Source organism: Comamonas sp. JNW (assembly GCF_003105075.1).
Taxonomy (GTDB): domain Bacteria; phylum Pseudomonadota; class Gammaproteobacteria; order Burkholderiales; family Burkholderiaceae_C; genus Comamonas; species Comamonas squillarum.
In genome coordinates this window covers 368,741-389,110 of the sequence record NZ_QETI01000002.1, presented here as the reverse complement: position 1 = coordinate 389,110, position 20,370 = coordinate 368,741, and the positions used below count along the sequence as shown (strand labels likewise).

General features: G+C 64.9%; 23 protein-coding genes. 7 read left to right on the top strand and 16 right to left on the bottom strand.

The genetic code is table 11. The annotated features are described in order from the left end of the window. The first annotated feature begins 70 nt into the window (after positions 1–70). The gene (locus DCO45_RS04840; protein WP_021026435.1) at positions 71–244 is read left to right on the top strand and encodes a DUF1328 domain-containing protein; all 174 of its coding nucleotides are present in this window, start codon (positions 71–73) and stop codon (positions 242–244) included. Between the two features lie 92 nt (positions 245–336). Here DCO45_RS04840 and DCO45_RS04835 read toward each other — a convergent pair whose 3' ends face one another. The 14 genes from DCO45_RS04835 to DCO45_RS04770 all read right to left on the bottom strand — a co-directional run bounded on the left by DCO45_RS04835 (position 337) and on the right by DCO45_RS04770 (position 12,929). Beyond that, positions 337–2,094: an ABC transporter ATP-binding protein/permease gene (locus DCO45_RS04835; protein WP_116924759.1), complete on the bottom strand. Its 1,758-nt coding sequence runs from the start codon at positions 2,092–2,094 to the stop codon at positions 337–339. Between the two features lie 156 nt (positions 2,095–2,250). Further along, positions 2,251–3,336 (bottom strand): beta-N-acetylhexosaminidase, encoded by a 1,086-nt coding sequence (gene nagZ / locus DCO45_RS04830; RefSeq protein WP_116924758.1) that lies wholly within the window; start codon positions 3,334–3,336, stop codon positions 2,251–2,253. 55 nt (positions 3,337–3,391) lie between these two features. Then, a complete protein-coding gene (gene acpS / locus DCO45_RS04825; RefSeq protein WP_116924757.1) occupies positions 3,392–3,784 on the bottom strand; it encodes a holo-ACP synthase in 393 nt (130 codons plus the stop codon). A gap of 24 nt (positions 3,785–3,808) precedes the next feature. Beyond that, positions 3,809–4,579 carry a pyridoxine 5'-phosphate synthase gene (locus DCO45_RS04820; RefSeq protein WP_116924756.1) on the bottom strand — a complete coding sequence of 257 codons (771 nt, stop codon included), beginning with the start codon at positions 4,577–4,579 and terminating at the stop codon, positions 3,809–3,811. Next, positions 4,576–5,337 (bottom strand): DNA repair protein RecO, encoded by a 762-nt coding sequence (recO, locus tag DCO45_RS04815; RefSeq protein ID WP_116924755.1) that lies wholly within the window; start codon positions 5,335–5,337, stop codon positions 4,576–4,578. The genes DCO45_RS04820 and recO overlap by 4 nt, the downstream gene beginning before the upstream one ends. Positions 5,338–5,451: 114 nt before the next feature. Beyond that, entirely contained in the window at positions 5,452–6,435 is a 984-nt protein-coding gene (gene era, locus DCO45_RS04810) for a GTPase Era (RefSeq protein ID WP_116924754.1), read from the bottom strand. 100 nt (positions 6,436–6,535) lie between these two features. Next, a complete protein-coding gene (gene rnc, locus DCO45_RS04805) occupies positions 6,536–7,219 on the bottom strand; it encodes a ribonuclease III (RefSeq protein WP_116924753.1) in 684 nt (227 codons plus the stop codon). Continuing rightward, positions 7,220–7,588: a DUF4845 domain-containing protein gene (locus DCO45_RS04800; RefSeq protein WP_043339557.1), complete on the bottom strand. Its 369-nt coding sequence runs from the start codon at positions 7,586–7,588 to the stop codon at positions 7,220–7,222. A gap of 25 nt (positions 7,589–7,613) precedes the next feature. Then, on the bottom strand, positions 7,614–8,582 hold the full coding sequence (gene lepB, locus DCO45_RS04795) for a signal peptidase I (RefSeq protein WP_116924752.1): 969 nt from the start codon (positions 8,580–8,582) through the stop codon (positions 7,614–7,616). 26 nt (positions 8,583–8,608) lie between these two features. Then, a complete protein-coding gene (gene lepA / locus DCO45_RS04790) occupies positions 8,609–10,417 on the bottom strand; it encodes a translation elongation factor 4 (protein ID WP_021026425.1) in 1,809 nt (602 codons plus the stop codon). 156 nt (positions 10,418–10,573) lie between these two features. Beyond that, positions 10,574–11,524: an MBL fold metallo-hydrolase gene (locus tag DCO45_RS04785; RefSeq protein WP_116924751.1), complete on the bottom strand. Its 951-nt coding sequence runs from the start codon at positions 11,522–11,524 to the stop codon at positions 10,574–10,576. A gap of 66 nt (positions 11,525–11,590) precedes the next feature. Beyond that, positions 11,591–11,884, bottom strand: a complete 294-nt coding sequence (locus DCO45_RS04780; RefSeq protein WP_243419243.1) for a TagF domain-containing protein — start codon at positions 11,882–11,884, stop codon at positions 11,591–11,593. Continuing rightward, the gene (locus tag DCO45_RS04775) at positions 11,881–12,276 is read right to left on the bottom strand and encodes a nuclear transport factor 2 family protein (RefSeq protein ID WP_116924918.1); all 396 of its coding nucleotides are present in this window, start codon (positions 12,274–12,276) and stop codon (positions 11,881–11,883) included. The genes DCO45_RS04780 and DCO45_RS04775 overlap by 4 nt, the downstream gene beginning before the upstream one ends. Positions 12,277–12,293: 17 nt before the next feature. Then, a complete protein-coding gene (locus tag DCO45_RS04770) occupies positions 12,294–12,929 on the bottom strand; it encodes a DsbA family protein (protein WP_116924750.1) in 636 nt (211 codons plus the stop codon). An 81-nt stretch (positions 12,930–13,010) separates the two neighbouring features. Between DCO45_RS04770 and DCO45_RS04765 the strand changes: the two genes are divergently transcribed. The 3 genes from DCO45_RS04765 (at position 13,011) to DCO45_RS04755 (ending at position 16,558) form a co-directional block, all read left to right on the top strand. Continuing rightward, positions 13,011–14,000, top strand: a complete 990-nt coding sequence (locus DCO45_RS04765) for a LysR family transcriptional regulator (RefSeq protein ID WP_116924749.1) — start codon at positions 13,011–13,013, stop codon at positions 13,998–14,000. Positions 14,001–14,076: 76 nt separating this feature from the next. Beyond that, positions 14,077–14,685 (top strand): M17 family peptidase N-terminal domain-containing protein, encoded by a 609-nt coding sequence (locus tag DCO45_RS04760; RefSeq protein ID WP_165841121.1) that lies wholly within the window; start codon positions 14,077–14,079, stop codon positions 14,683–14,685. A 226-nt stretch (positions 14,686–14,911) separates the two neighbouring features. Beyond that, complete coding sequence (locus tag DCO45_RS04755; protein ID WP_116924747.1) at positions 14,912–16,558, top strand: ATP-binding cassette domain-containing protein; 1,647 nt, start codon at positions 14,912–14,914, stop codon at positions 16,556–16,558. On the opposite strand, the gene DCO45_RS22890 is transcribed toward DCO45_RS04755, so the two are convergent. Then, positions 16,555–16,725 carry a hypothetical protein gene (locus DCO45_RS22890; protein WP_165841120.1) on the bottom strand — a complete coding sequence of 57 codons (171 nt, stop codon included), beginning with the start codon at positions 16,723–16,725 and terminating at the stop codon, positions 16,555–16,557. The genes DCO45_RS04755 and DCO45_RS22890 overlap by 4 nt on opposite strands. Positions 16,726–16,797: 72 nt before the next feature. On the opposite strand from DCO45_RS22890, the gene DCO45_RS04750 reads away from it, so the two are divergent. The 3 genes from DCO45_RS04750 (at position 16,798) to DCO45_RS04740 (ending at position 19,262) form a co-directional block, all read left to right on the top strand. Then, positions 16,798–17,691, top strand: a complete 894-nt coding sequence (locus tag DCO45_RS04750; protein ID WP_116924746.1) for a LysR family transcriptional regulator — start codon at positions 16,798–16,800, stop codon at positions 17,689–17,691. Between the two features lie 70 nt (positions 17,692–17,761). Next, a complete protein-coding gene (locus tag DCO45_RS04745) occupies positions 17,762–18,676 on the top strand; it encodes an NAD(P)-dependent oxidoreductase (RefSeq protein ID WP_116924917.1) in 915 nt (304 codons plus the stop codon). A 100-nt stretch (positions 18,677–18,776) separates the two neighbouring features. Further along, complete coding sequence (locus DCO45_RS04740) at positions 18,777–19,262, top strand: ribosomal protein L7/L12 (protein WP_165841119.1); 486 nt, start codon at positions 18,777–18,779, stop codon at positions 19,260–19,262. Positions 19,263–19,287: 25 nt separating this feature from the next. On the opposite strand, the gene yghU is transcribed toward DCO45_RS04740, so the two are convergent. Next, positions 19,288–20,124: a glutathione-dependent disulfide-bond oxidoreductase gene (yghU, locus tag DCO45_RS04735; protein WP_116924744.1), complete on the bottom strand. Its 837-nt coding sequence runs from the start codon at positions 20,122–20,124 to the stop codon at positions 19,288–19,290. Positions 20,125–20,370 lie beyond the last annotated feature (246 nt).

Sequence of the window (20,370 nt, the reverse complement as noted above, 5' to 3'; positions counted from 1 at the left end):
TCTTCGGCCCACGGCAGGTACCGGGCCCCCTGCTTAAGATGAACCATCACATGACAACAGGAGGTTTTCGATGCTTAAGTGGGCCATTATTTTTGCGGTGATCTCGTTGCTGGCCGGCGTTTTCGGCTTTACCGGTGTTGCCTCGGGCGCGGCGGGTATTGCGAAGATCCTGTTCTTCATCTTCATTGCCATCACGGTGATCTTCCTGGTGATTGCCCTGCTGGGTGTGGGCGCCGTCGCCTGACCTGTGCATTAACCATCTGACACTGACAAATGCCTGCCTTGTGCAGGCATTTTTTTGGCCCATCGCAGCTGGAGAGCTGAAGGCGATCCAGGCTAGCGCGTGACGGAACCTGGCACTACCGCACGCTGCGCTGGATCGAGCTGCCAGCGCCCGCGATGGAAGGCCTGCACACTGTCGCGGTGGGCGACCGACACCAGCGATCCACCACGCTCACGTACCAGCTGCACCAGCTGCGCATAGACCTCGGCTTCGGTCGCCTGGTCCAGCGCGCTGGTGGCCTCATCAGCAAACACCCAGGCCGGGCGTTTGAGCAGCACCCGTGCAATCGCCAGGCGCTGCTGCTCGCCCCCGGAGAGCACGGCGTTCCAGGCGGCAACCTCATCGAGCCGCTCCATGAGCGGCGCCAACTGCGCTGCACGCAAGGCTGCCTGCAGCTGGCCATCGCCATAGTCGCTAGCAGGCTGCGGGTAGGCCAAGGCTTGGCGCAGGCTGCCATCGGGAAAATAAGGGCGCTGCGCGATGAACATGCTGTCCAGCGGCCGCTGCACCCGGCCGCGCGCAAACGGCCAGATGCCGGCCAGGCTGCGCAGCAGGGTCGACTTGCCGCTGCCCGAGCAGCCGCTGATCAGCACATCCTGGCCGGCGGCCAGTTGCAAGGCCGCATCCTCGATCACCACCCGGCCCCCCGGCAGCGCCACCTGCAGGCCCTGGGTTTGCAGATGGTCGGCCGCTTCCAGCGACGGGCCCTGGGCTTGGGCCTGGGCGCGCAGACCGGCCTCAAAGCTGGCCAGACGCCGCGTGGTAGCGCGCCAGGCGGCTATATCGCTGTAGTTGTTGACGATCCAGCTGAGCGAGTCCTGCACCTGGTTGAAGGCTGAGGCAATCTGCATCAGCTGGCCCAGCTGGATGGCGCCGCTGAAAAAGCGCGGCGCCGCAATGATGAAGGGAAACACCACGGCGGCCTGGCCAAAGAAATTGGTGAACCAGGCAAGCTTTTTTTGCTGCCGGATCAGCTGCAGGTAGTTGCCCAGCACATCGCCAAAGCGCAGGCGCAGCTGCGCGCCCTCCACCCGCTCGCCGCCGTCCATCGCAATGGCCTCGGCATGCTCACGCACCCGGACCATGTGGTGGCGGTAGTCGGCCTCCAGGCGCTGCTGCGCGATATTGAGGCCCACCTGGGGCTTGCCCAGCCAAAGCGATAGGGCGCTGCCCACGAGGCAATACACGACGGCCATCCAGACCATAAAGCCGGGAATATGCAGGCTGCCGCCACCCAGCACAGCAGGCAGGCTGAGATCCATCGCCGCGCTCAGCCCCCAGAGGATGCCGACAAAGCTGACAAAGGTGACCAGGGCGTTCAACAGCCCCATGCTGAGCGCCACGGTATAACTGCTAAACAGGTTGATGTCTTCCTGGATGCGCTGGTCGGGGTTGTCCGGCATCTGCTCGCTGCTGCTGTAGCGGCCCAGCTCCATGCGGTAGAAGGCCTTGTGGGCCAGCCAGCGGCCTTGCAGGTGCTCGGTGAGCCAGCGCCGCCAGTGCCACTGCAGCAGCTGGGTGAGGTAGAACTTGTAGACCGCAATGACGATGTAGACCAGCGCCAACCACAAAAAGCGCCAGAGCTGGTGCCAGAACACATCGGCCTGCTTGTTTTGCAGCGCGTCGTAGAACACCCGGTTCCAGCTGTTGATCTGCACCAGCATGAACACCGCTGCCAGGTTGAGCGCGACGATGGCGGCCAGCAGGCCCCAGGCGCGGAGCTTTTCCTCGGAGACAAAATAGGGCCGCGTCAGCGTCAGGGCCTCGCGGCCGGCCAGCGCCACGCGGCGCAAGGGGTTGTGAAGGGGCATATGCTCTCAGCCATCTAGGGGATAAGAGCAATCTAGAGGACGGGGCTGAGGCGAGGCTTAAACCGCTGCCGCAGCCAGCAATGCGGGCGGCCCTCCCCGGGTGGCCCTACCCGGGCAGCCCTCCCCGGGCAGCCCTCCCCGGGTGGCCCTCCCCGCTCAGCCCAGCAGGTCCAGCGCGTCCTGGTAGGCGGGTTGGCGCATCAGCTCATCCCAGGGCTGGGGGACGGTCTCGGGCAGCAGCGCCAGGCGGCGCGATTCCGAATCCTCGTCGGGCTGCCAGCGGCCGCTGCGCAGCGCGTCGTCCATGCCATCGAGCAGCTCATCGACATGGGCGCCCAGGCCCAGGCTCTGGTTGCACAGCAGCACCATGTCGCAGCCGGCGGACAAGGCGGCCAGCGCGGCCTCGGTGTAGCTGATCAAGCTCCCATTGATGCGGCGCGCGCCTTCCATGCTCAGGTCGTCGCTGAAGATCGCGCCGTCATAGCGCAGGCGCGTACGCAGCACATCCTTGAGCCATTTCTCGCTAAAGCCGGCCGGGCGCTTGTCCACCTTGGGGTAGATGACATGGGCGGGCATCACGGCCGTCAGCACGCTGCTCAGCCACGGGTAAGGCGCGGCATCCTCGGCCAGGATGGCAGTCAGGCTGCGCCCATCGACGGGAATATCCACATGCGAATCGGCTTTCACAAAGCCGTGGCCGGGGAAATGCTTGCCGCAGTTGCCCATGCCCGCCTGCAGCAGGCCATGCATGAGGCTCTTGGCCAGCATCGCCACCACGCGCGGGTCGCGGTGAAAGCTGCGGTCACCGATCACCGAGCTTTCGCCATAGTCCAGATCCAGCACCGGGGTAAAGCTGAAATCCACCGCGCAGGCGCGCAGCTCGGCACCCAGCACATAGCCCGCTGCAGTGGCGGCATTCATCGCGCGCATCGCGCCGCTGCCCGTGCGGTGTTGGCGGCCCTGGCCGTCGTCCATCCACATCTGGCCAAAATGGCGCATCGATGGCAGGTGCGTGAAGCCATCGGTACGGAAGCGCTGCACGCGCCCGCCCTCATGGTCCACACAAATGAGCAAATCGGGCTTGATGGCCTTGATTTGCGCGCACAGCTGCACCAGCGCCGAGCGGCTCTCCCAGTTGCGGGCAAACAGGATGACGCCCCCCACCAGCGGGTGGGCCAGGCGGGCGCGGTCGGCATCGGTCAGGGCCTTGCCGGCGATATCAATGATCAGAGGAGCGTGCATGGGAGGGATGCGGACAATTCAAAAACGGGCCCTGGCAGGGCCCGGGGAGCGGGAATCAGAGCTTTTCGACGACGCAAAAGCTCGCGGCATAGTCGACCTCGTCGGTCACGGTGATATGGGCCGTCAGCCCTTGCGCCTCGAACCAGGCGGCCAGCTCGCCATGCAGCCGGATGCCCGGCTTGCCGCTGGGCAGGTTGATGACCTCGCAGTTGCGCCAGGTCATCGGCATGCGCATACCCAGGCCCACGGCCTTGCTGAAGGCCTCCTTGGCCGAAAAGCGGGTGGCCATGTAGCGCACGCCCCGGTCAGGCCAGCGCTCGCTGCGGCGGCGCCAGACGGCCAGCTCGCCCTCGGCCAGCACCTTGTGGGCAAAGCGCTCGCCCTGGCGCTCCAACGTAGCGCGGATGCGGCGGATATCGCAGATGTCGGTGCCAATACCGTAGATCATGCTGTCACAGACCTGGGCGTGCGGTTACAGCAGCACGCCATCGGCGCGGGCATCGAGCGAGCGGCGGTAGGCACGCACGGCTTCGGCGTAGCCCATCTCCAGCGCATCGGTGACAAAGGCGTGGCCAATCGACACTTCCAGCACCTGGGGCACATGGGTCACAAAGGGGGTGAGGTTGCGCAGGCTCAGGTCATGGCCGGCATTGACGCCCAGGCCCACAGCCTGCGCCGCCTTGGCCGCGGCCACGTAGCGCGCCAATTGCACACTTTGCTCCGGCGTGCCAAAGGCGGCCGCATAGGGCTCGGTGTAGAGCTCGACCCGGTCGGCGCCCACCGCCTTGGCAGCGGCCATCTGCTCGGGGATCGGGTCCATGAACAGGCTCACGCGCACACCCAGTGCCTTGCACTCGTCCACCAGCGGCTTGAGGAGCGCGGCGTCTTGCGGAAAGTTCCAGCCATGGTCGCTGGTGAACTGGTCCTCGCCATCGGGCACAAAGGTGGCCTGGTGCGGGCGGTACTGGCGCACGTAGGTCATCAGATTTTGGAAAGGATTGCCTTCGATGTTGTACTCGCGCTTGACCGGCCAGGTGGCGATCACATCGGCCAGCCGCTCCACATCGCCCGGGCGGATATGGCGCTCGTCCGGCCGCGGGTGCACGGTGATCCCCTGCGCGCCCGCTTCCAGGCACAGACGTGCCGCACGCGTCACGCTGGGGATATCCAGGTGGCGGGTGTTACGCACCAGTGCCACCTTGTTGAGGTTGATAGACAGGGCAGTTTTCACGGGGGTAGTCATAGTGATTGGATATCCATCATCAACTGGCGCGTACGCAATACCGGCTGACCACAATGGTGTTGCAGCAGCGTACGCAACTGAACTTTTAACTCTGCGGCGCACAACACGCAAGCCCTGAGCACTGCGGGATAGGGGTTTGCAGCGGACAGCGCTTGCTCCAAGCCCTCCCATTGTGCACCGCTGAGCCCCGCCCTGTCCTGCCCATGGGCCTCGCGCAGGCCGGCGTCGGGCACCAGCACATAGCGGGTGGCGGGCTGGAGCGGCTGCAGCGACAGGGTTTGCGCCGCCAGCGATGGCAGCAGCCCCAGCTCGCGCAGCAGCAGCAGCTCAAAGGCGCGCAGCACGGGCTCGAGCACCTCGCCATGGTCGGTGGCCAGCACCCGCACCACACCGGCATAGATGTCGAACAGGTTGGCAAACGGGTCTTCGCGCGCCAGCAGCCGCATCAGCAGCTCATTGAGGTACAGGCCCGAGAGCAGGCCCGCGCCCACCGGCATCGTGTGGCCGCCTACCCACTCGGCGCTTTTGAGCGTATGGATGTCCGAGGCCCCCTCGCCCGCGATGCCCCAGGACAGGCGCAGCGGCTGCAAGGCCAGCAGCACCGGCCTAAAGTTGGACGTGGGTTTTTTAACGCCCTTGGCGACCAGGGCTACGCGTCCCCGGTGCCGGGTAAAGCATTCCAGCACCAGGCTGGATTCGCTCCAGTCATACCGGTGCAGGATGTAGGCCGGTTCCTCATTGACGCGCTTGACAGCCATGGCTCAGGGGGTGCAGTACGTGACCCCGTTGGGGCCAGAGAAGAGATCGGGTACCACGCACTGGGCGCCGACCGGGCACAGCAGGCGGTGCGCCGGTATGCGCCAGGCTTGCGCTTATTCGTAGCCGAAGGACTTGACCCGGGCCTCGTCATCGGCCCAGCCGGACTTGACCTTGACCCAGACTTCCAGGAACACCTTGGCGCCCAGCAGCTTTTCGAGCTCCTGGCGTGCCTCGGTGCTGATGCGCTTGAGCTTCTCGCCCTTCTCGCCAATCACCATGGCCTTGTGGCCATCACGTTCGACAACGATGGTCGCTGCAATGCGCATGAAGCGGCCATGCGTCTTGCTGGGCTCCTCGTCGAACTTGTCGATGACAACGGTCGAGGTATAGGGCAGCTCATCACCGGTGAAGCGAAAGAGCTTCTCGCGCACGGTCTCGGACGCCAGGAACTTCTCGCTGCGGTCGGTCAGCTCTTCAGGACCGTAGAACCAGGCCTGCTCGGGCAGGTACTTTTCGCAGATGCCGAACAGGCGCTCGATATCGCCCTTGTTCTTGGCCGACATCGGCACGAATTCGGCAAAGGGGTGGCGCTCCTGCATGTCGCGCAGCCAGGGCGCAATCTCGTGGCGGCGGTGCACGGTGTCGAGCTTGTTGGCGATCAGCAAGGTGGGAATGCCGGGCTTGAACAGCGACAGCACCTTGGCGTCGGCCAAGGTGAAGCTGCCCGCCTCCACGACAAACAGGATCAGGTCCACATCGCCGATGGCGCCCATCACCGTCTTGTTGAGCGACTTGTTCAAGGCGCGCGAGTGGCGGGTCTGAAAGCCCGGCGTATCGACAAACACGAACTGGGTGTTGTCCTTTGTGCGGATACCGGTGATGCGGTGGCGTGTGGTCTGCGCCTTGCGCGAGGTGATCGAGATCTTCTGGCCGACCAGGGCATTCATCAACGTGGACTTGCCCACATTGGGCTTGCCGACGATGGCAATCAGACCGCAGCGCTGCGGGCCGGTGGGCGCGGCAGGCGCCTCGGCCTGGTCGGCATCGGGGGCGCTGACGCGTGCCACAGTCGCGCCGGGCTTGGCGGCCGCGAGCATCGCGTCCAGGTCAGAGAGGGTCTGGCCCGAAGGCAACAGCTCTGCAGGGTCTTGGCCAGCAGCGCTTGGAGATAGGGGTTTTTTCGAGGTCATAAAAAGCTTAGCGATGCTGGGTCTGCAGTTGTTGCAACATGATGGCGGCTGCCGCCTGCTCGGCCGCACGGCGCGATGCGCCAGCGCCTTCGCTGCGGGCCTGAAAGGCCGGCACCACACAGTCGACATGGAAGGTCTGCGCATGCGCAGCCCCGGTTGTGCCGGTCACCACATACTCCGGCACCGATTTCTTGCGTGCCTGCAGCCACTCCTGCAGCGCCGTCTTGGCATCCTTGGATGCGGCGGGCATGTGCTGCGAGATTTCGACACGCTCATAGAGATGATGCACGATCGCCTCGGCCCGCGTGTAGCCGGCATCCAAGTAAACCGCTCCAATAATCGCCTCGACCGCATCGGCGAGTATCGAGGGGCGCTCACGCCCCCCCGATTTAGACTCCCCTTCGCCCAGGCGCAGCACCTTGGCCAGCTGCAGGCGCAGCGCAATCTGGTGCAAGGTGTCTTGCTTGACCAGGTTGGCGCGCATGCGCGAGAGCTCGCCCTCCGGGGTGCCCTTGAGCTTCTGGAACAGCATCGTCGATACCGCCAGGCCCAGCACCGAGTCGCCCAGAAACTCCAGGCGCTCATTGTGGTCCGCACAAAAACTACGGTGCGTTACCGCTCGCTGCAGCAACGCACCGTTCGCAAAAGAATACTGCAGGCGTTCCTGCAATCGACTGAGTTCTGATTCCACCTACTTCACACTATCGTTAAAACGGAAGACCAGAAAGGCTGGCCCGTACAAGGGGATGTCCCGCTCGTAGCTGTAGGACACCACAATCTTGCCGTCCGTGTCTTTGGTCACTTCCAAATCCTTGGCATTGACCGAGGTCATGTCATCAATCGCCTGCGAGCGCTCATAGATGGCGCGCACTTCCTGCACCGTCGTGCCCTGGCGGGCAGCCTTGACGGCCGCCTTCTTGATGTTCATGTTCTCGATCACGATCGGGACTGCCTTGCTGCCCACAATGGCGAGGGCCACGATGATGAAACCCCAGAGCACCACACCGATGAACGACATGCCGCGTTGGCGCTGCCGGGGTGCTTGTTTCATAGCCTGCATAGTCAATCCCTCTTAGAAAACTTTTTTAGTTAAACGGTCCGATACGCTTGATGTTACCGAAATTCATCCAGACAAAGAAGGCCCGGCCGACAATATTGGCATCCGGCACAAAGCCCCAGTAACGGGAATCCAACGAGTTGTCGCGGTTGTCACCCATCATGAAGTAATGGCCTTCGGGCACCTTGCAGGTCACGCCCTCGACGCTGTAGCGGCAGTTGTCCTTGTACTTGAAATCCGTCACGCCCTGCACGAAGTTGGGCACGTCCGGGTTGATGATGGAGCGGTGCGGCTTGTCGCCCAGCTGCTCTTCAATCTGCTTGAAGTAGCGCATCGCATCCTGCTCGAAGTAATCGGGCTGGTTGGTCGTCGGCACCGCCTTGCCATTGATGGTCAGGCGCTTGTTGATGTAGGACACCTCGTCACCGGGCACACCCACCACACGCTTGATGTAGTCCATGCTCGGCTGCGGGGGGTAGCGGAACACCATCACATCGCCGCGCTTGGGCGCCGTGCCTTCGGTGATCTTCTTGTTGATCACCGGCAGGCGCACTCCATAGGTGAACTTGTTGACCAGGATCAGGTCGCCCACCTGCAAGGTGGGAATCATCGAGCCAGACGGAATCTTGAAGGGCTCAAACAGGAAAGAGCGCAGGATGAAGACCACCGCGATCACCGGGAAGAGGCCCGCGGTCCAATCCAGCCACCAGGGCTGCATCAACAGGCGCGCCTTGCCTTCTTGCACATCGTCGCCGTCAACCTTGTCGATGCCCTGGGCATCGAGCTGGCGGCGCCGCTCGGCCGCCGAGACCTCGAGCTGGGCAGCGGCCGCCTGGCGCCGGGGGAAGAAGTAAAAGCGCTCTGCCAGCCAGTAGGCGCCGGTGATCACCGTGGCCAAAAACAGCAGCAGTGCAAAATTGCCTTCGATGGCGCCGCTGTACCAGGCGCCCATATAGGCCACAAAAGCGGCCAGAATCAGTGTTGTCAGGAGTTGCATAGCGTTGTTCTTGGCTTCTTCTCTTCTTAATCGTCCACTTGCAAAATCGCCAGGAACGCCTCTTGGGGCACTTCCACCGAGCCGATCTGCTTCATGCGCTTCTTGCCGGCCTTCTGCTTTTCCAGCAGCTTGCGCTTACGCGTGATGTCGCCACCATAGCACTTGGCCAGCACGTTCTTGCGCATGGCCTTGACCGTTTCGCGGGCGATGATGTTGGCACCAATCGCCGCCTGGATCGCCACGTCGAACATCTGGCGGCTGATGATTTCGCGCATCTTGGCCACCACGGCGCGGCCACGGTAGACCGACTGCGAGCGGTGCACGATGATGGACAGCGCGTCCACCTTCTCGCCGTTGAGCAGAATGTCGACCTTGACCACGTCGGAGGCCCGGTATTCCTTGAACTCGTAGTCCATCGAGGCATAGCCACGCGAGACCGATTTGAGCTTGTCAAAGAAGTCCAGCACGATCTCGCCCAGTGGCATCTCATAGGTCAGCATCACCTGGCGGCCGTGGTAGGCCATGTCCATCTGCACACCACGCTTCTGGTTGGCCAGGGTCATCACCGGGCCGACATAGTCCTGGGGCATGTAGAGATGCACGGTCACGATGGGTTCGCGCACCTCTTCGAGACGGCCGGCATCTGGCATCTTCGAGGGGTTTTCCACATCGACGAGTTCGCCATCGGCCTTGAGCACCTGGTAGACCACGCTGGGCGCGGTGGTGATCAGGTCCTGGTCGAACTCGCGCTCGAGACGCTCCTGCACGATTTCCATGTGCAGCAGGCCCAGGAAGCCGCAGCGAAAGCCAAAGCCCAGCGCCTGCGAGACTTCGGGCTCGTAGTGCAGCGCCGCATCATTGAGCTGGAGTTTTTCCAGCGCATCACGCAGCTGGTCGTACTCGGACGCTTCGGTCGGGTACAGGCCGGCAAACACCTGGGACTTGACTTCCTTGAAGCCCGGCAGCGGCGCGCTGGCCGGGCCCAGGTTGTTGGGCAGCTTCTTTTCCAGGGTGATGGTGTCGCCCACCTTGGCGGCCTTCAACTCCTTGATGCCGGCAATGATGTAACCCACCTCGCCGGCCCTGAGCACATCGCGCGACTCGTTGGCGGGCGTGAACACGCCCAGGCTGTTGGCCTCATAGGCCGCGCCGGTGGCCATCATCTTGAAACGCTCATTCTTCTTGAGCTGGCCGTCGACCACGCGCACCAGCATCACGACGCCCACATAGGGGTCAAACCAGCTGTCCACGATCATCGCGCGCAGGGGTGCCTCGGGCTCGCCCTTGGGTGGCGGCACCTTGGCCACCACGGCTTCCAGAATTTCTTCAATGCCCATGCCGGTCTTGGCCGAGCAGGGAATCGCATCGCTCGCATCAATGCCGATCACATCCTCGATCTCGGCCTTGGCATTGTCCGGGTCTGCATTGGGCAGATCCATCTTGTTGAGCACGGCAAACACTTCCACGCCCAGGTCCAGCGCGGTGTAGCAGTTGGCCACTGTCTGCGCTTCGACGCCTTGGGAGGCATCGACCACCAGCAGCGCGCCTTCGCAGGCCGACAACGAGCGCGAGACTTCATAGGAGAAGTCCACGTGGCCGGGGGTATCGATCAGGTTGAGGTTATAGACTTTGCCGTCCTTGGCCTTGTACTGCAAGGCCGCCGTCTGCGCCTTGATCGTGATGCCGCGCTCTTTCTCGATGTCCATCGAGTCCAGCACCTGTGCCTCCATGTCGCGCTCAGCCAGGCCTCCGCAATACTGGATCAGGCGGTCCGCCAAGGTCGACTTGCCATGGTCAATATGGGCAATGATGGAAAAATTACGAATGTGCTGCATTAACAAACAACGGAAAAAGGCCTGGAATCTGGCGCGCACGCCAAAGGGGCTGGAGATTCCAGCCAAAACACGCATTGTAGGCAAAAAGCAATGCACCCCGGCGGGGATGGCTCGATCCCGCCAGGGTGCCACTCGATGCGACCTATTCCGCCTTCATCAGTGCCACTGCATCTCGCCCTTGGCCACCTTGGCGCTCAGCGCCAGGCTTTCGAGGCCGCCCAGGTTGGGGAAGCGCTGCTTCATCGCCGCTTCCAGCGCCGCGCCATCCTTGGCCTTGGCCGTTTCTTCGTCAAAGGCGCGGATGTAGTCAGCGGTGAAGTCCAGCGCCGCCGTGCCAGCGGGCATCACGCCGGCAAAGTGGCCGGGGATCACGACCTCCGGGTTCAATGCCTTGATGCGCGCCAGCATCGCCAGCCAGTCGCTGTGCGACTGCGGCGTCTGGGTATCGGCCATCCAGACATGCTCACCGGCCAGCACCGGGATGCCACCGGCCACGGTCTTGATCGACGGAATCCACACCACGGTGCGGTCCGGTGTCGGGCCATCGAGGCCGATCAGCTGCAAGGCCTGGCCATCCACCTGCAGGCTGTCGCCTTGCAGCGGCTGGGGCACCACCAGCTGCTTGGGCGCGTTCTCACCCAGCTGCGGCCCCCAGACCTTGAGCTTGGCGTCCTTGGTGGCCTCGATATGGGCAATGGTCTGCGGTGTGGCCACAATCTTGGCCTCGGGGAACGCGGCCTGCAGGGTGTCCAGACCAAAGTAGAAGTCCGGGTCGCCATGGCTGATATAGATGGTTGTCAGGCGCTTGCCGGTGGCCTTGATCTTGTCGGCCAGCTTGCGCGCCTGCTCGGCCGAGAACTGCGCATCGATCAGCAGCACCTCGCTCTTGCCCTGCACCAGCACCGAGGACACGGCAAAGATCGCCTGCTCGCCCGGGTTGAAGACCTCGGTGGTCAGCGCAACTTGCTGGGTGTCGGCCGGCGCGGGGGCTGCCGGCGCACTGGCGGCTGGCGCAGCAGGCGCCGATGCCGTGCTGCTGCGCTCACAGCCGGCCAACAGGGCAGCGGCCAGTGCGCAGGCCGACAGCGTGTAGTAGTGTTGTTTCATGGTCGTGTTTGCTTTCAAAAGAGAAGTGAAAAAAGGTGGGCGCAGGCGAGGCTGCACCCCAGGGATTCAGACATCGGCAGCGATGCGCTCTGCAATAGCTTGCGCAATCGCCGCCTGCAGTTTTTCCAGCTCCCGGGCCAGACTCTCGCGCTGGCGAAAGCGCTTTCCCGCGCGCTCATACCAGTTCTCGGCGTCTTCCAGATCGCCTTCTTGCAAATGCACGATGCCATGCAGCCAGGCGGCCATGAGGCCGGAGTAGCGCTGCACACCATCGTGGGCGGCATGCCAGTAGCCCGCTTGCAACCGGGCCGCCAGCACTTGCAGCTGGCGCAGTTCGTCGGCGCTGTACATGGCCGTCATGGCTGCATCGCTTGCAGCATGGGGGCGCTGTCCACCACCTGCTCCATGCGGATGATCTGGCCATCGCGCAGCTGGTACAGGTGCGAAAAGCTCGCCACCATGGCCTTGCCGCTGGCGCGGTGCGTGCCGGTGTAGCGGCCAAAAGCGGCGACCCGGTCGCCATCGGCCAGGTAGGTATGTACCTGAGCGCTGAACACCGCCCAGTCGCTGCCAATCCGCGCAAATACGCCCTCCACGATCTGCGCCGCGCCAACATACTGGCCCGCATAGGGCGAGCCTGCAGCCTCGATCCACAGCACCTCGGGCGCGAGCGCGGCCATCAAATGGCGGGCGTTGTCCTCGGGGCTGCCTTCATAGGTGGCAGCAATGGTGTCCAGGTTGCTGGTGGTCATACAGTCTCCGTACAGGTTCAGGCGGCCAGCCATTGCGCCACAAAGGCTTCGGGGTTGGAAAAAGCGGTGCTTGCGTTGAGCAGCTGGCGCTGGCCATCGCGCTCCAGCACAAAGCTGGGCACGCCTTGGGCGCCCAGCTCGCGCATCAGCTGCCGGGCCTGCGCCACGCGTGCGCTGTTGGCTTGCAGCAAAGCGGCATCGGGCTGCGCCAGCCGGGCGGCCGCGTCATCCAGGCCCAGGCCGCGCAGCAACTCCAGCAACACGGCGATGGCGGTGTTGTCCAGCCCATCGACATAGCGCGCATGCTGGATCGCCTTGAGCGCCTCGGCCTCGCGCTGCGGCGCGGTCAGGTGCACGGCAGTGAGCGCCACCGTGGCCGGGCCACTGTCAAACATCTGCTGGGGCTTGTCCAGCACCTCGCTGCGGTAGCGCTGGCTAAAGGGCTGGCCGGTCAGGCGCTCGATACGCTGGTCATTGCTCCAGGCGTAGGCCGCAAAGGCCTCATCCATGGGGCGGGCACCTTCGCCCGAGAAAAGGCCGCTGGGCAGCAGCTGCAGCTGCTCGCCACTGCGCTGCACCAGGGTTTCCAGCAGCGGGCCCGCGCCATAGCACCAGCCGCACAGGGGGTCAAAAAGGTAGTACAGACGTTTCATATCTATTCCATATCGGATGCAATGCCGCCATAGTAGGTGGTTTGGATTGACAAATAAATAGATATCAAATAGATAATCCGTATGCAAAAAGCAAACAATGTCGACGAGGCCAGCCTTGGCCATTTCTCCAACCTCAAGCGCCTGGCCTATTTCAGTGCGGTGGTCGAGACCGGCAGCTTCACGGCGGCCGCCGAGCGCCTGGGCATCACTAAGGCCGTGGTCAGCCAGCAGGTGGCGCGGCTGGAGGCGGACTTCCGCACCAGTCTGCTCACCCGCAGCACGCGCAAGGTGGCCCCCACCGATGCGGGCCAGGCCTTCTACCAGCGCTGTGCACTGATCCTCAAGGAAGCCGCTGACGCCTTTGATGAACTGTCGCAGTCGGCCCAGGCACCCTCGGGCACCTTGCGGCTGACAGCACCGCTCGACTACGGCATCGCGGCCATCGTGCCGGCGATCACCGCGTTCTGCCGCCGCTACCCGCAGTGCAAGGTCGATGCGTCGCTCAGCGACCAGTCGCTGGACCTGATGGACGGCCAGGTGGAGCTGGCCATCCGCGTGGGCTGGCTCACCGAGCTGCATCTGCAGGCGCGCCAGATCGGCAGCTTTCGCCAGCTGCTGGTGGCCGCACCTGCCTGGCGCAGCCAGCTGTCCGGCATCCAGGAGCCCCAGCAGTTGCGCGCCCTGCCCTTTGTTGCCAACACGGCGCTGCGCGAACCGCTGCACTGGAGCTTTTCGCGCAGCGCGCTGGAGCGCCAGAATGTCAATATGCCCTCGGTGCTGTCGCTCAACGCCACGATGGCCGTGCGCGAGGCAGTGCGCCACGGCGCGGGCCTGTCGGTGCTGCCCGACTATGCGGTGGCGGACGACCTGCACAGCGGCCGGCTGCTGCAGGTGCTGCCCGACTGGAAGCTGCCCTCGGGCGGCATCCATGCGGTGTTCCCTGCCGCGCGCTTTCGCCCAGTCAAGGTGCGTGCCTTTGTCGAACTGCTGCAAGAGCAGCTGGCGCAGCAAGAGACCCATGACGAAGGCCCCCACACTCCGAAAAATGGGCCGTCCGCTGCACCCCATTGAGGAGCTGGGTACGATCGATCGATCACGCCTGCGGCACCGGGCCGCAGTGCAACCCCGCTTGACAGGAGACCCCAGCATGGCAGCAGCAGTAGAACGTGGCGAGATCGGCCAGTACCGTGGCGTAAAGATAGAACTTGTCACGGTGGACGCCACCGGGGCGCAGGTCGACCTCTCCTGCGCCTGCATGTTCACGCATGAAGTGGACCACCAGCCCCTGGCAGGCGGCCTCGCCAACCTCGATGCCGCCCTGGGCGGCCAGCTGGCCCAGGCCCGGCGCGATGGCGCCTTCCGCGCCCAGCCGCTCGAGACGCTGCTCATCACCCCGCCTGCGGGCGCCGCGCAAGCCGCTGCCATCTTGGTCATCGGCATGGGCCACCCCGAAGACTGGAGCCCGGCGACCAGCGCAGCGGCCGTGGCCTGCGCACTGCGCGTCGGCCAGTTGCGCAATGCCCGCAGCATTGCGATCGCGCCCAGCATTCTGGACACCGGCATCCACTCCGATGAAGACGTCAACGGCCCCATGCTGCATGGCTTCAAGACCCAGCTCGATGCGCTGCACCAGCTGCACAGCCTGGGGCTGGCGCCCGCGCCTGCGATCGGGCACTGGGTGTTTGACACCGGTGCCGCCCACTACCCGCACAAGCTGCAGCAGTACCAGCAAGCGTTTGCATCCATGATGGGCTGAGGGTCTGCCCAACCGCAGCCTTGACCGCTGCGGCATGCGGCCTACAATGGGCCGCTTCTTTACCTGTGCGAGGTCTTCTACCCATGCGCCATTGATGCTGCCGTCTTGCTGACGGCCCCACGTCCCGCCCCTTGATGGCAGCGGCTGCCCTGTCTAACGGACGCCAAGGCTGCAGGCTCACCAGCCATGGCGCGGGGATGTTCGGCATCGATGACATCGCACGGGTATGACAGACACACATTTGGCGCTGCATGGCGTCTCCTATTCGCTGCCGCAAGGCCGGCCGCTTTTCTCCGATCTCCACGCCCGTTTTGACCGCCAGCACACCGCGCTGGTCGGCCGCAATGGCGTGGGCAAAACGGTGCTGGCACGGCTGCTGGCCGGCGAGCTCGAGGCGACGCGTGGCCGCATCAGCCGCGCAGGCCGCATCCACTACCTGGCGCAGAACCTGCTGGTGCAGCTCCCCGGCCAGAGCATTGCCGCGCTGGCTGGGCTGGCGCCTGCACTGGCGGCCTTGCAGCGCATCGAGCAAGGCAGCAGCGACCCGCAGGACTTTGCCCTGGTGGCCGAGCGCTGGGATCTGCGCCAGCAGTTCCAGACCCTGCTGCAAGACAGCGGCTTGCCCGCGCTGCCCGCAGAGACCCCGGCCAGCGCATTGAGCGGCGGCCAGGCGATGCGCTTGGCGCTCTTGGGCGCGCAACGGGCCCAGGCCGATTTTCTGATTCTGGACGAGCCCAGCAACCACCTCGATGCCGCGGGCCGCGCCGCACTGGCGCAGCGCCTGCGGCATTGGCCCGGCGGCCTGCTGCTGATCAGCCATGACCGGCGCCTGCTCGCGCAGATGGAGACGATTGCCGAGCTGAGCAGCCAGGGACTGCAGCTGTACAGCGGCTCCTTTGGCGGCTACCAGCAGGCCCAGCAGCAGCGCACGCAACTGGCGGCGGATGCGCTGGCCCGCAGCAAGCAGGAGCGCAAACGCGGCGAGCAGGCGCTGCGCGCGCAGCAAGAGCGGCAGGAGCGAAGGCAGGCCAGAGGCGCAAAAGAGGGCAAGCAAGCCAACCAGGCCAAGATCCTGCTGGGCGGCGCCAGGCAGCGCGCCCAGGCATCGTCAGGCAAACTGCTGACCCAGCATGCCGCTGCCCGCGAGGCGCTGAACGCCCGCGTCAGCGAAGCGGCCCAGGCCATCGACTGGCAGGCCGGCCCCATCCACTGGCAGCTGCCGCCCGAGGCCTTTGATCGGTGCCGCAGCAGCGATGCCATCGTTGCCGAGCTGCAGGCGCTGCAGTCACCGCGCCTGCCCGGCGCGCAGCCCCTGAACCTGCAGCTGCGCGCGGGCCAGCGCCTGGCCATCACAGGGCCCAATGGCAGCGGCAAAAGCAGCCTGCTGCAGATCCTCGCCGGCCAGTTGGCCCCCAGCGCCGGACAGCGGCAAGTGCATGTGCCCTGGGCCATGCTGGACCAGCAGCAAAGCGGGCTGGACCCGGCGCAAAGCCTGCTCGCCCAGCTGCAGCAAAGCAACTGCCAGACACCGGAAGGCGTGCTGCGCATGCGCCTGGCGCAGCTGGGGCTCGATGCGCGCTGCATTCTGCAGCCCAGCGGCCAGCTGAGCGGTGGCGAACGGCTCAAAGCTGCGATGGCCTGCGCGCTGTACCGCGATGCGCCCGCGCAGCTCCTGCTGCTGGACGAACCGGACAACCACCTGGACCTGTCCGCACTGCAAGCGCTGGAGGACATGCTGCGCAGCTACCCGGGCTGCCTGGTTGTTGTCTCGCACGATGAGGCGCTGCTTGATGCGCTGGCGCTGACGCACCGGTTGGCGCTCGATAGCGACCGCTGGCAGATGGCGCCATGGAGAAACGATGCACCCATTTAGCCACCACCTGGTGGTACCCGGAAGTTCTCGCTGATGCGCTGCTCGGCGCGCTGGCACAGATCCAGCCAGCGGCGCCAGCGCCTGGCCAGCCAGCCGAGCGGCAGCTGGGCAGCTATAGGTGGCGGCTGCTGGAGCCTGGAATCGGGGAGTGGTCGAGGGTTTTGCATGGACACCGATGCTCGGCGCCGGCCAGACTTCTGTAAAGTTGAATTTCCTATGCATTCACTTCAGAAAAACTGATGCGAAACCTCAACCTCGACCAGGTGCAAACCCTGGTCGCCATCGCCGACCTGGGCACCTTTGCCGCAGCCGCGCAAGCGCTGCACCTGTCGCCACCGGCGATCAGCCTGCATATCAAGGAGCTGGAGGCGCGCATGGACACGGCCCTGCTGCTGCGCGGCCGGCGCCAGGCGGTGCTCACGGCAGCGGGCGAAGTGCTGGTGGCCCAGGGCCGCCAACTGCTCGACGCCAGCGATGAGCTGATCGACCTGGTGCAGCGCCGCGCCAGTGGCCGCGAAGGCCTGGTCAAGGTGGGCGTCTCGGCAGGGGTAAGCACACGCCTCTTGCCGATGATGCTCGAGCAACTCAGCCAGCGCAGCCCGGGCGTCGAGGTCAAGCTCGAAGCGGTGGGCTCGGCCGATGCGATGCAGCGCCTGCGCGCGGGATCGCTCGATGTGGCGATTGTGGCCAGCCCCCAGCCCAGCAGCGCCGAGATTGTGCTCACGCCCTGGCGCAATGACCCGATGGTGGTGCTGCTGCCCGCGGCCTGGAAGGCGCCCAAGCGGGTGACGCCGGACTGGTTGGCGGACAAGCGCTGGGCCTCGTTTGCGCCGGCCACGCAAATGCATGGGCTGATTGCCGGCTGGTTCGGCCAGGCAGGCCACCACCCCCGGCCATTTCTCACGCTCAGCTACCCCGGCGCCCTCAAAAGCCTGGCAGCGGCCAGCCAAAGTGCGGTGATCCTGCCGCTCGAAGAGGTGGAAGACCAGCTGCACCTGCCTGGCGTGCAGGTGCGCCAGCTCTGGCCCCGGCTGATGCGCCCCATGGCCGTGGCCCACCGCCGCGATGGCAGCCACAACCCGGCAGCCGCTGCAGTGCTGGAGGTGCTGGCCGCTTTTGCACTACCCCGCTGATGTCCTGTGTTTGACAGGGGGCAGCACCTCACGCCTGCCATCATGGCTGCATACCAACAAGGAGACATGCATGGCAGACAAGATCGGTTTTATCGGCCTGGGCCGCATGGGCAAGCCCATGGCCGCCAACCTCGTCAAAAAGGGTTTTGCACTGGTTGTGCATGACCTGAACCCGACAGCGGTCAAGGACCTGGTCGCGATGGGCGCGCAAAGCGCCGGCGTGGCCGAGCTGGCCCGCGACTGCAGCATCATCGTCACCATGCTGCCCTCGTCGGTGGAGGTGGAACAGACGGCGCTGGGCGATGGCGGCATCTTTGCGCATGCCCAGCCCGGCAGCATTCTGATGGACATGAGCACCATCGACCCGCTAGCGACCGACCGGCTGGCCCAGCAGGCCGCTGCCAAGGGCCTGACGATGGTGGATGCGCCCGTGGGCCGCCTGGCCGAGCATGCCGACCGGGGCGAGTCGCTCTTCATGGTGGGCGCGAGCGACGCCGATCTGGCCCGCGTGCAGCCCTTGCTCGACGCCATGGGCACCACCACGCACCACTGCGGCCCGGTGGGCACGGGCGGGCGCACCAAGCTGGTCAACAACTACCTGGCTGTCACCCTGACCCAGGTGAATGCCGAGGCGTTGGCGCTGTCGCAGCGCTTTGGCCTCGATATCACCAAGACCTTGCAGGTGCTGCTGGGCACCTCGGCCACCAATGGCCAGCTGCGCATGAACTTTGCCAACAAGGTGCTGCAGGGTGACACCACGCCGGGCTTCACGATCGACCTGGCCCACAAGGACATGTCGCTGGTCGTCGCTGCCGCCCATGCCAGCAAGGTGCCCATGCCGGTGGCCGCGGCCGTGCACGAGTCCTACAGCCTGGCCCGCGCCAGCCAGCATGGCGGTCTCGATTTTTCAGGCATGGCCGATGTGCTCTGCGGCCTGGCCGGCATTGACAAGCCGCGCGTACCCAAGGGATGGACACCGGGCTAAGGCGCCCACCCAGGAGGCGGTAATGTCAGCCTCCGTCCTATGGCCGCAGCCGCGCAAACGGGGTACAAAGGCTGCTGCTCCACCATCCGCAGCCTTGCCCATGTCCGCTCCCATCCCTGCCCATATCGCGTCGCTTTGGCGCAATAACGACAAGATTGCCGCCATCAAGCGCCTGCGCGAAGAAACCGGCATGGGCCTGGCAGAAGCCAAGCATGCGCTGGAATCACAGCTGGATGGCGGCGACGGCCATGAGCCGCCACGCGAGGGTGCCGCGCTGCGAACTGCCATCGAGACGGCATTGGCCCGGGGCGACAAGATCGTCGCCATCAAGCTGCTGCGGGATGCGACCGGCATCGGCTTGAAGGACGCCAAGGACCGCATTGAATCGGGCGACCCGCAGCAATGGCTGGTCGAGGCCCATTTGCCCCACACCCCCAGCCACCCAGCGCCCGCGCCCGTAGGTACCGCAGCCTGGATGGCCCCCGGCCATGAACCCGGCCGGGTGCAAAGCTCGGGCGCCTGGACGGCCGTATTCGTGGTGGTGCTGGCCCTGGTGCTGGCGGGCTGGTACTTCTGGCGCGCCTGATCGGCCCAGCACGCCAGCTTCTGAATCAGCGCAGAAAGTCCGCTGCGCTGTGCCGCTCGGGCATCGGCGAGCTACCGCGCACCTTGTTGACCCGCTGGCCGCGTTGCACCGCAGGGCGCTGCGCGATCTCATCGGTCCAGCGGCGCACATGCTGGTAGGACTCGACATCCAGGAACTCGGCCGCGTTGTAGACCTCGTTGTTCAGCAGCGCGCCATACCAGGGCCAGGCGGCCATGTCGGCAATGCTGTAATCCTGCCCAGCAATAAAGCGCTGCTCGGCCAGTTGGCGGTTGAGCACATCGAGCTGGCGCTTGACCTCCATCGCATAGCGGTTGATCGGGTAGGCCATCTTCTCTGGCGCATAGGCATAGAAGTGGCCAAAGCCGCCGCCCAGAAAGGCCGCACTGCCCACCTGCCAGAACAGCCAGTTCAGCACCTCGGTGCGGGCTGCGCCCTCCTTGGGCAGGAACTGGCCAAACTTCTCGGCCAGGTGCAGCAGGATGGAGCCCGACTCGAACACGCGTACAGGCGTGCTGCCGCTGCGGTCGAGCAGCGCGGGGATCTTGGAGTTGGGGTTGACCTCGACAAAGCCGCTGCCAAATTGGTCGCCTTCGCCGATATTGATCAGCCAGGCGTCGTACTCGGCCTCGGCAATGCCCAGCTCCAGCAGCTCTTCGAGCATGATCGTCACCTTGACGCCATTGGGCGTGCCCAGCGAATACAGCTGCAAGGGGTGCTTGCCCACCGGCAGCAGCTTGTCATGCGTGGCGCCCGCTTCGGGGCGGTTGATATGGGCGAATGCGCCCCCATTGCCTTTGTCCCAGGTCCAGACCTTGGGCAGTTGGTAGGCTTGATCCGACATGCTTTACCTCAGCTTTCTGTGTAGGGCTGGGGCCCACCGCTGCGGCCCGGCGGGGTGCGGGCGCAAGTGCGGTAAGGCCACCTGCTGCCGATCATAGAGAGGAGCCCAGCGCGCTGCAGCAGTGCCGAAAAAGACCACAACGCAGGTTGCGGCCCCTTGACGCCATCTTGATGCCAGCCCACGCAGTCTAGATATGCGCTCAATGCCAGGCTTTCTACAGTGGAGGCCTCTCCACCCAGGGCTTGA

Coding starts and splice junctions, on each gene's coding strand:
- DCO45_RS04840 (WP_021026435.1), top strand. CDS start 71: ATGCTTAAGTGGGCCATTATTTTTGCGGTGATCTCGTTGCTGGCCGGC.
- DCO45_RS04835 (WP_116924759.1), bottom strand. CDS start 2,094: ATGCCCCTTCACAACCCCTTGCGCCGCGTGGCGCTGGCCGGCCGCGAG.
- nagZ (WP_116924758.1), bottom strand. CDS start 3,336: ATGCACGCTCCTCTGATCATTGATATCGCCGGCAAGGCCCTGACCGAT.
- acpS (WP_116924757.1), bottom strand. CDS start 3,784: ATGATCTACGGTATTGGCACCGACATCTGCGATATCCGCCGCATCCGC.
- DCO45_RS04820 (WP_116924756.1), bottom strand. CDS start 4,579: ATGACTACCCCCGTGAAAACTGCCCTGTCTATCAACCTCAACAAGGTG.
- recO (WP_116924755.1), bottom strand. CDS start 5,337: ATGGCTGTCAAGCGCGTCAATGAGGAACCGGCCTACATCCTGCACCGG.
- era (WP_116924754.1), bottom strand. CDS start 6,435: ATGCTCGCGGCCGCCAAGCCCGGCGCGACTGTGGCACGCGTCAGCGCC.
- DCO45_RS04800 (WP_043339557.1), bottom strand. CDS start 7,588: ATGCAGGCTATGAAACAAGCACCCCGGCAGCGCCAACGCGGCATGTCG.
- lepB (WP_116924752.1), bottom strand. CDS start 8,582: ATGCAACTCCTGACAACACTGATTCTGGCCGCTTTTGTGGCCTATATG.
- lepA (WP_021026425.1), bottom strand. CDS start 10,417: ATGCAGCACATTCGTAATTTTTCCATCATTGCCCATATTGACCATGGC.
- DCO45_RS04785 (WP_116924751.1), bottom strand. CDS start 11,524: ATGAAACAACACTACTACACGCTGTCGGCCTGCGCACTGGCCGCTGCC.
- DCO45_RS04780 (WP_243419243.1), bottom strand. CDS start 11,884: ATGACGGCCATGTACAGCGCCGACGAACTGCGCCAGCTGCAAGTGCTG.
- DCO45_RS04775 (WP_116924918.1), bottom strand. CDS start 12,276: ATGACCACCAGCAACCTGGACACCATTGCTGCCACCTATGAAGGCAGC.
- DCO45_RS04770 (WP_116924750.1), bottom strand. CDS start 12,929: ATGAAACGTCTGTACTACCTTTTTGACCCCCTGTGCGGCTGGTGCTAT.
- DCO45_RS04765 (WP_116924749.1), top strand. CDS start 13,011: ATGCAAAAAGCAAACAATGTCGACGAGGCCAGCCTTGGCCATTTCTCC.
- DCO45_RS04760 (WP_165841121.1), top strand. CDS start 14,077: ATGGCAGCAGCAGTAGAACGTGGCGAGATCGGCCAGTACCGTGGCGTA.
- DCO45_RS04755 (WP_116924747.1), top strand. CDS start 14,912: ATGACAGACACACATTTGGCGCTGCATGGCGTCTCCTATTCGCTGCCG.
- DCO45_RS22890 (WP_165841120.1), bottom strand. CDS start 16,725: ATGCAAAACCCTCGACCACTCCCCGATTCCAGGCTCCAGCAGCCGCCA.
- DCO45_RS04750 (WP_116924746.1), top strand. CDS start 16,798: ATGCGAAACCTCAACCTCGACCAGGTGCAAACCCTGGTCGCCATCGCC.
- DCO45_RS04745 (WP_116924917.1), top strand. CDS start 17,762: ATGGCAGACAAGATCGGTTTTATCGGCCTGGGCCGCATGGGCAAGCCC.
- DCO45_RS04740 (WP_165841119.1), top strand. CDS start 18,777: ATGTCCGCTCCCATCCCTGCCCATATCGCGTCGCTTTGGCGCAATAAC.
- yghU (WP_116924744.1), bottom strand. CDS start 20,124: ATGTCGGATCAAGCCTACCAACTGCCCAAGGTCTGGACCTGGGACAAA.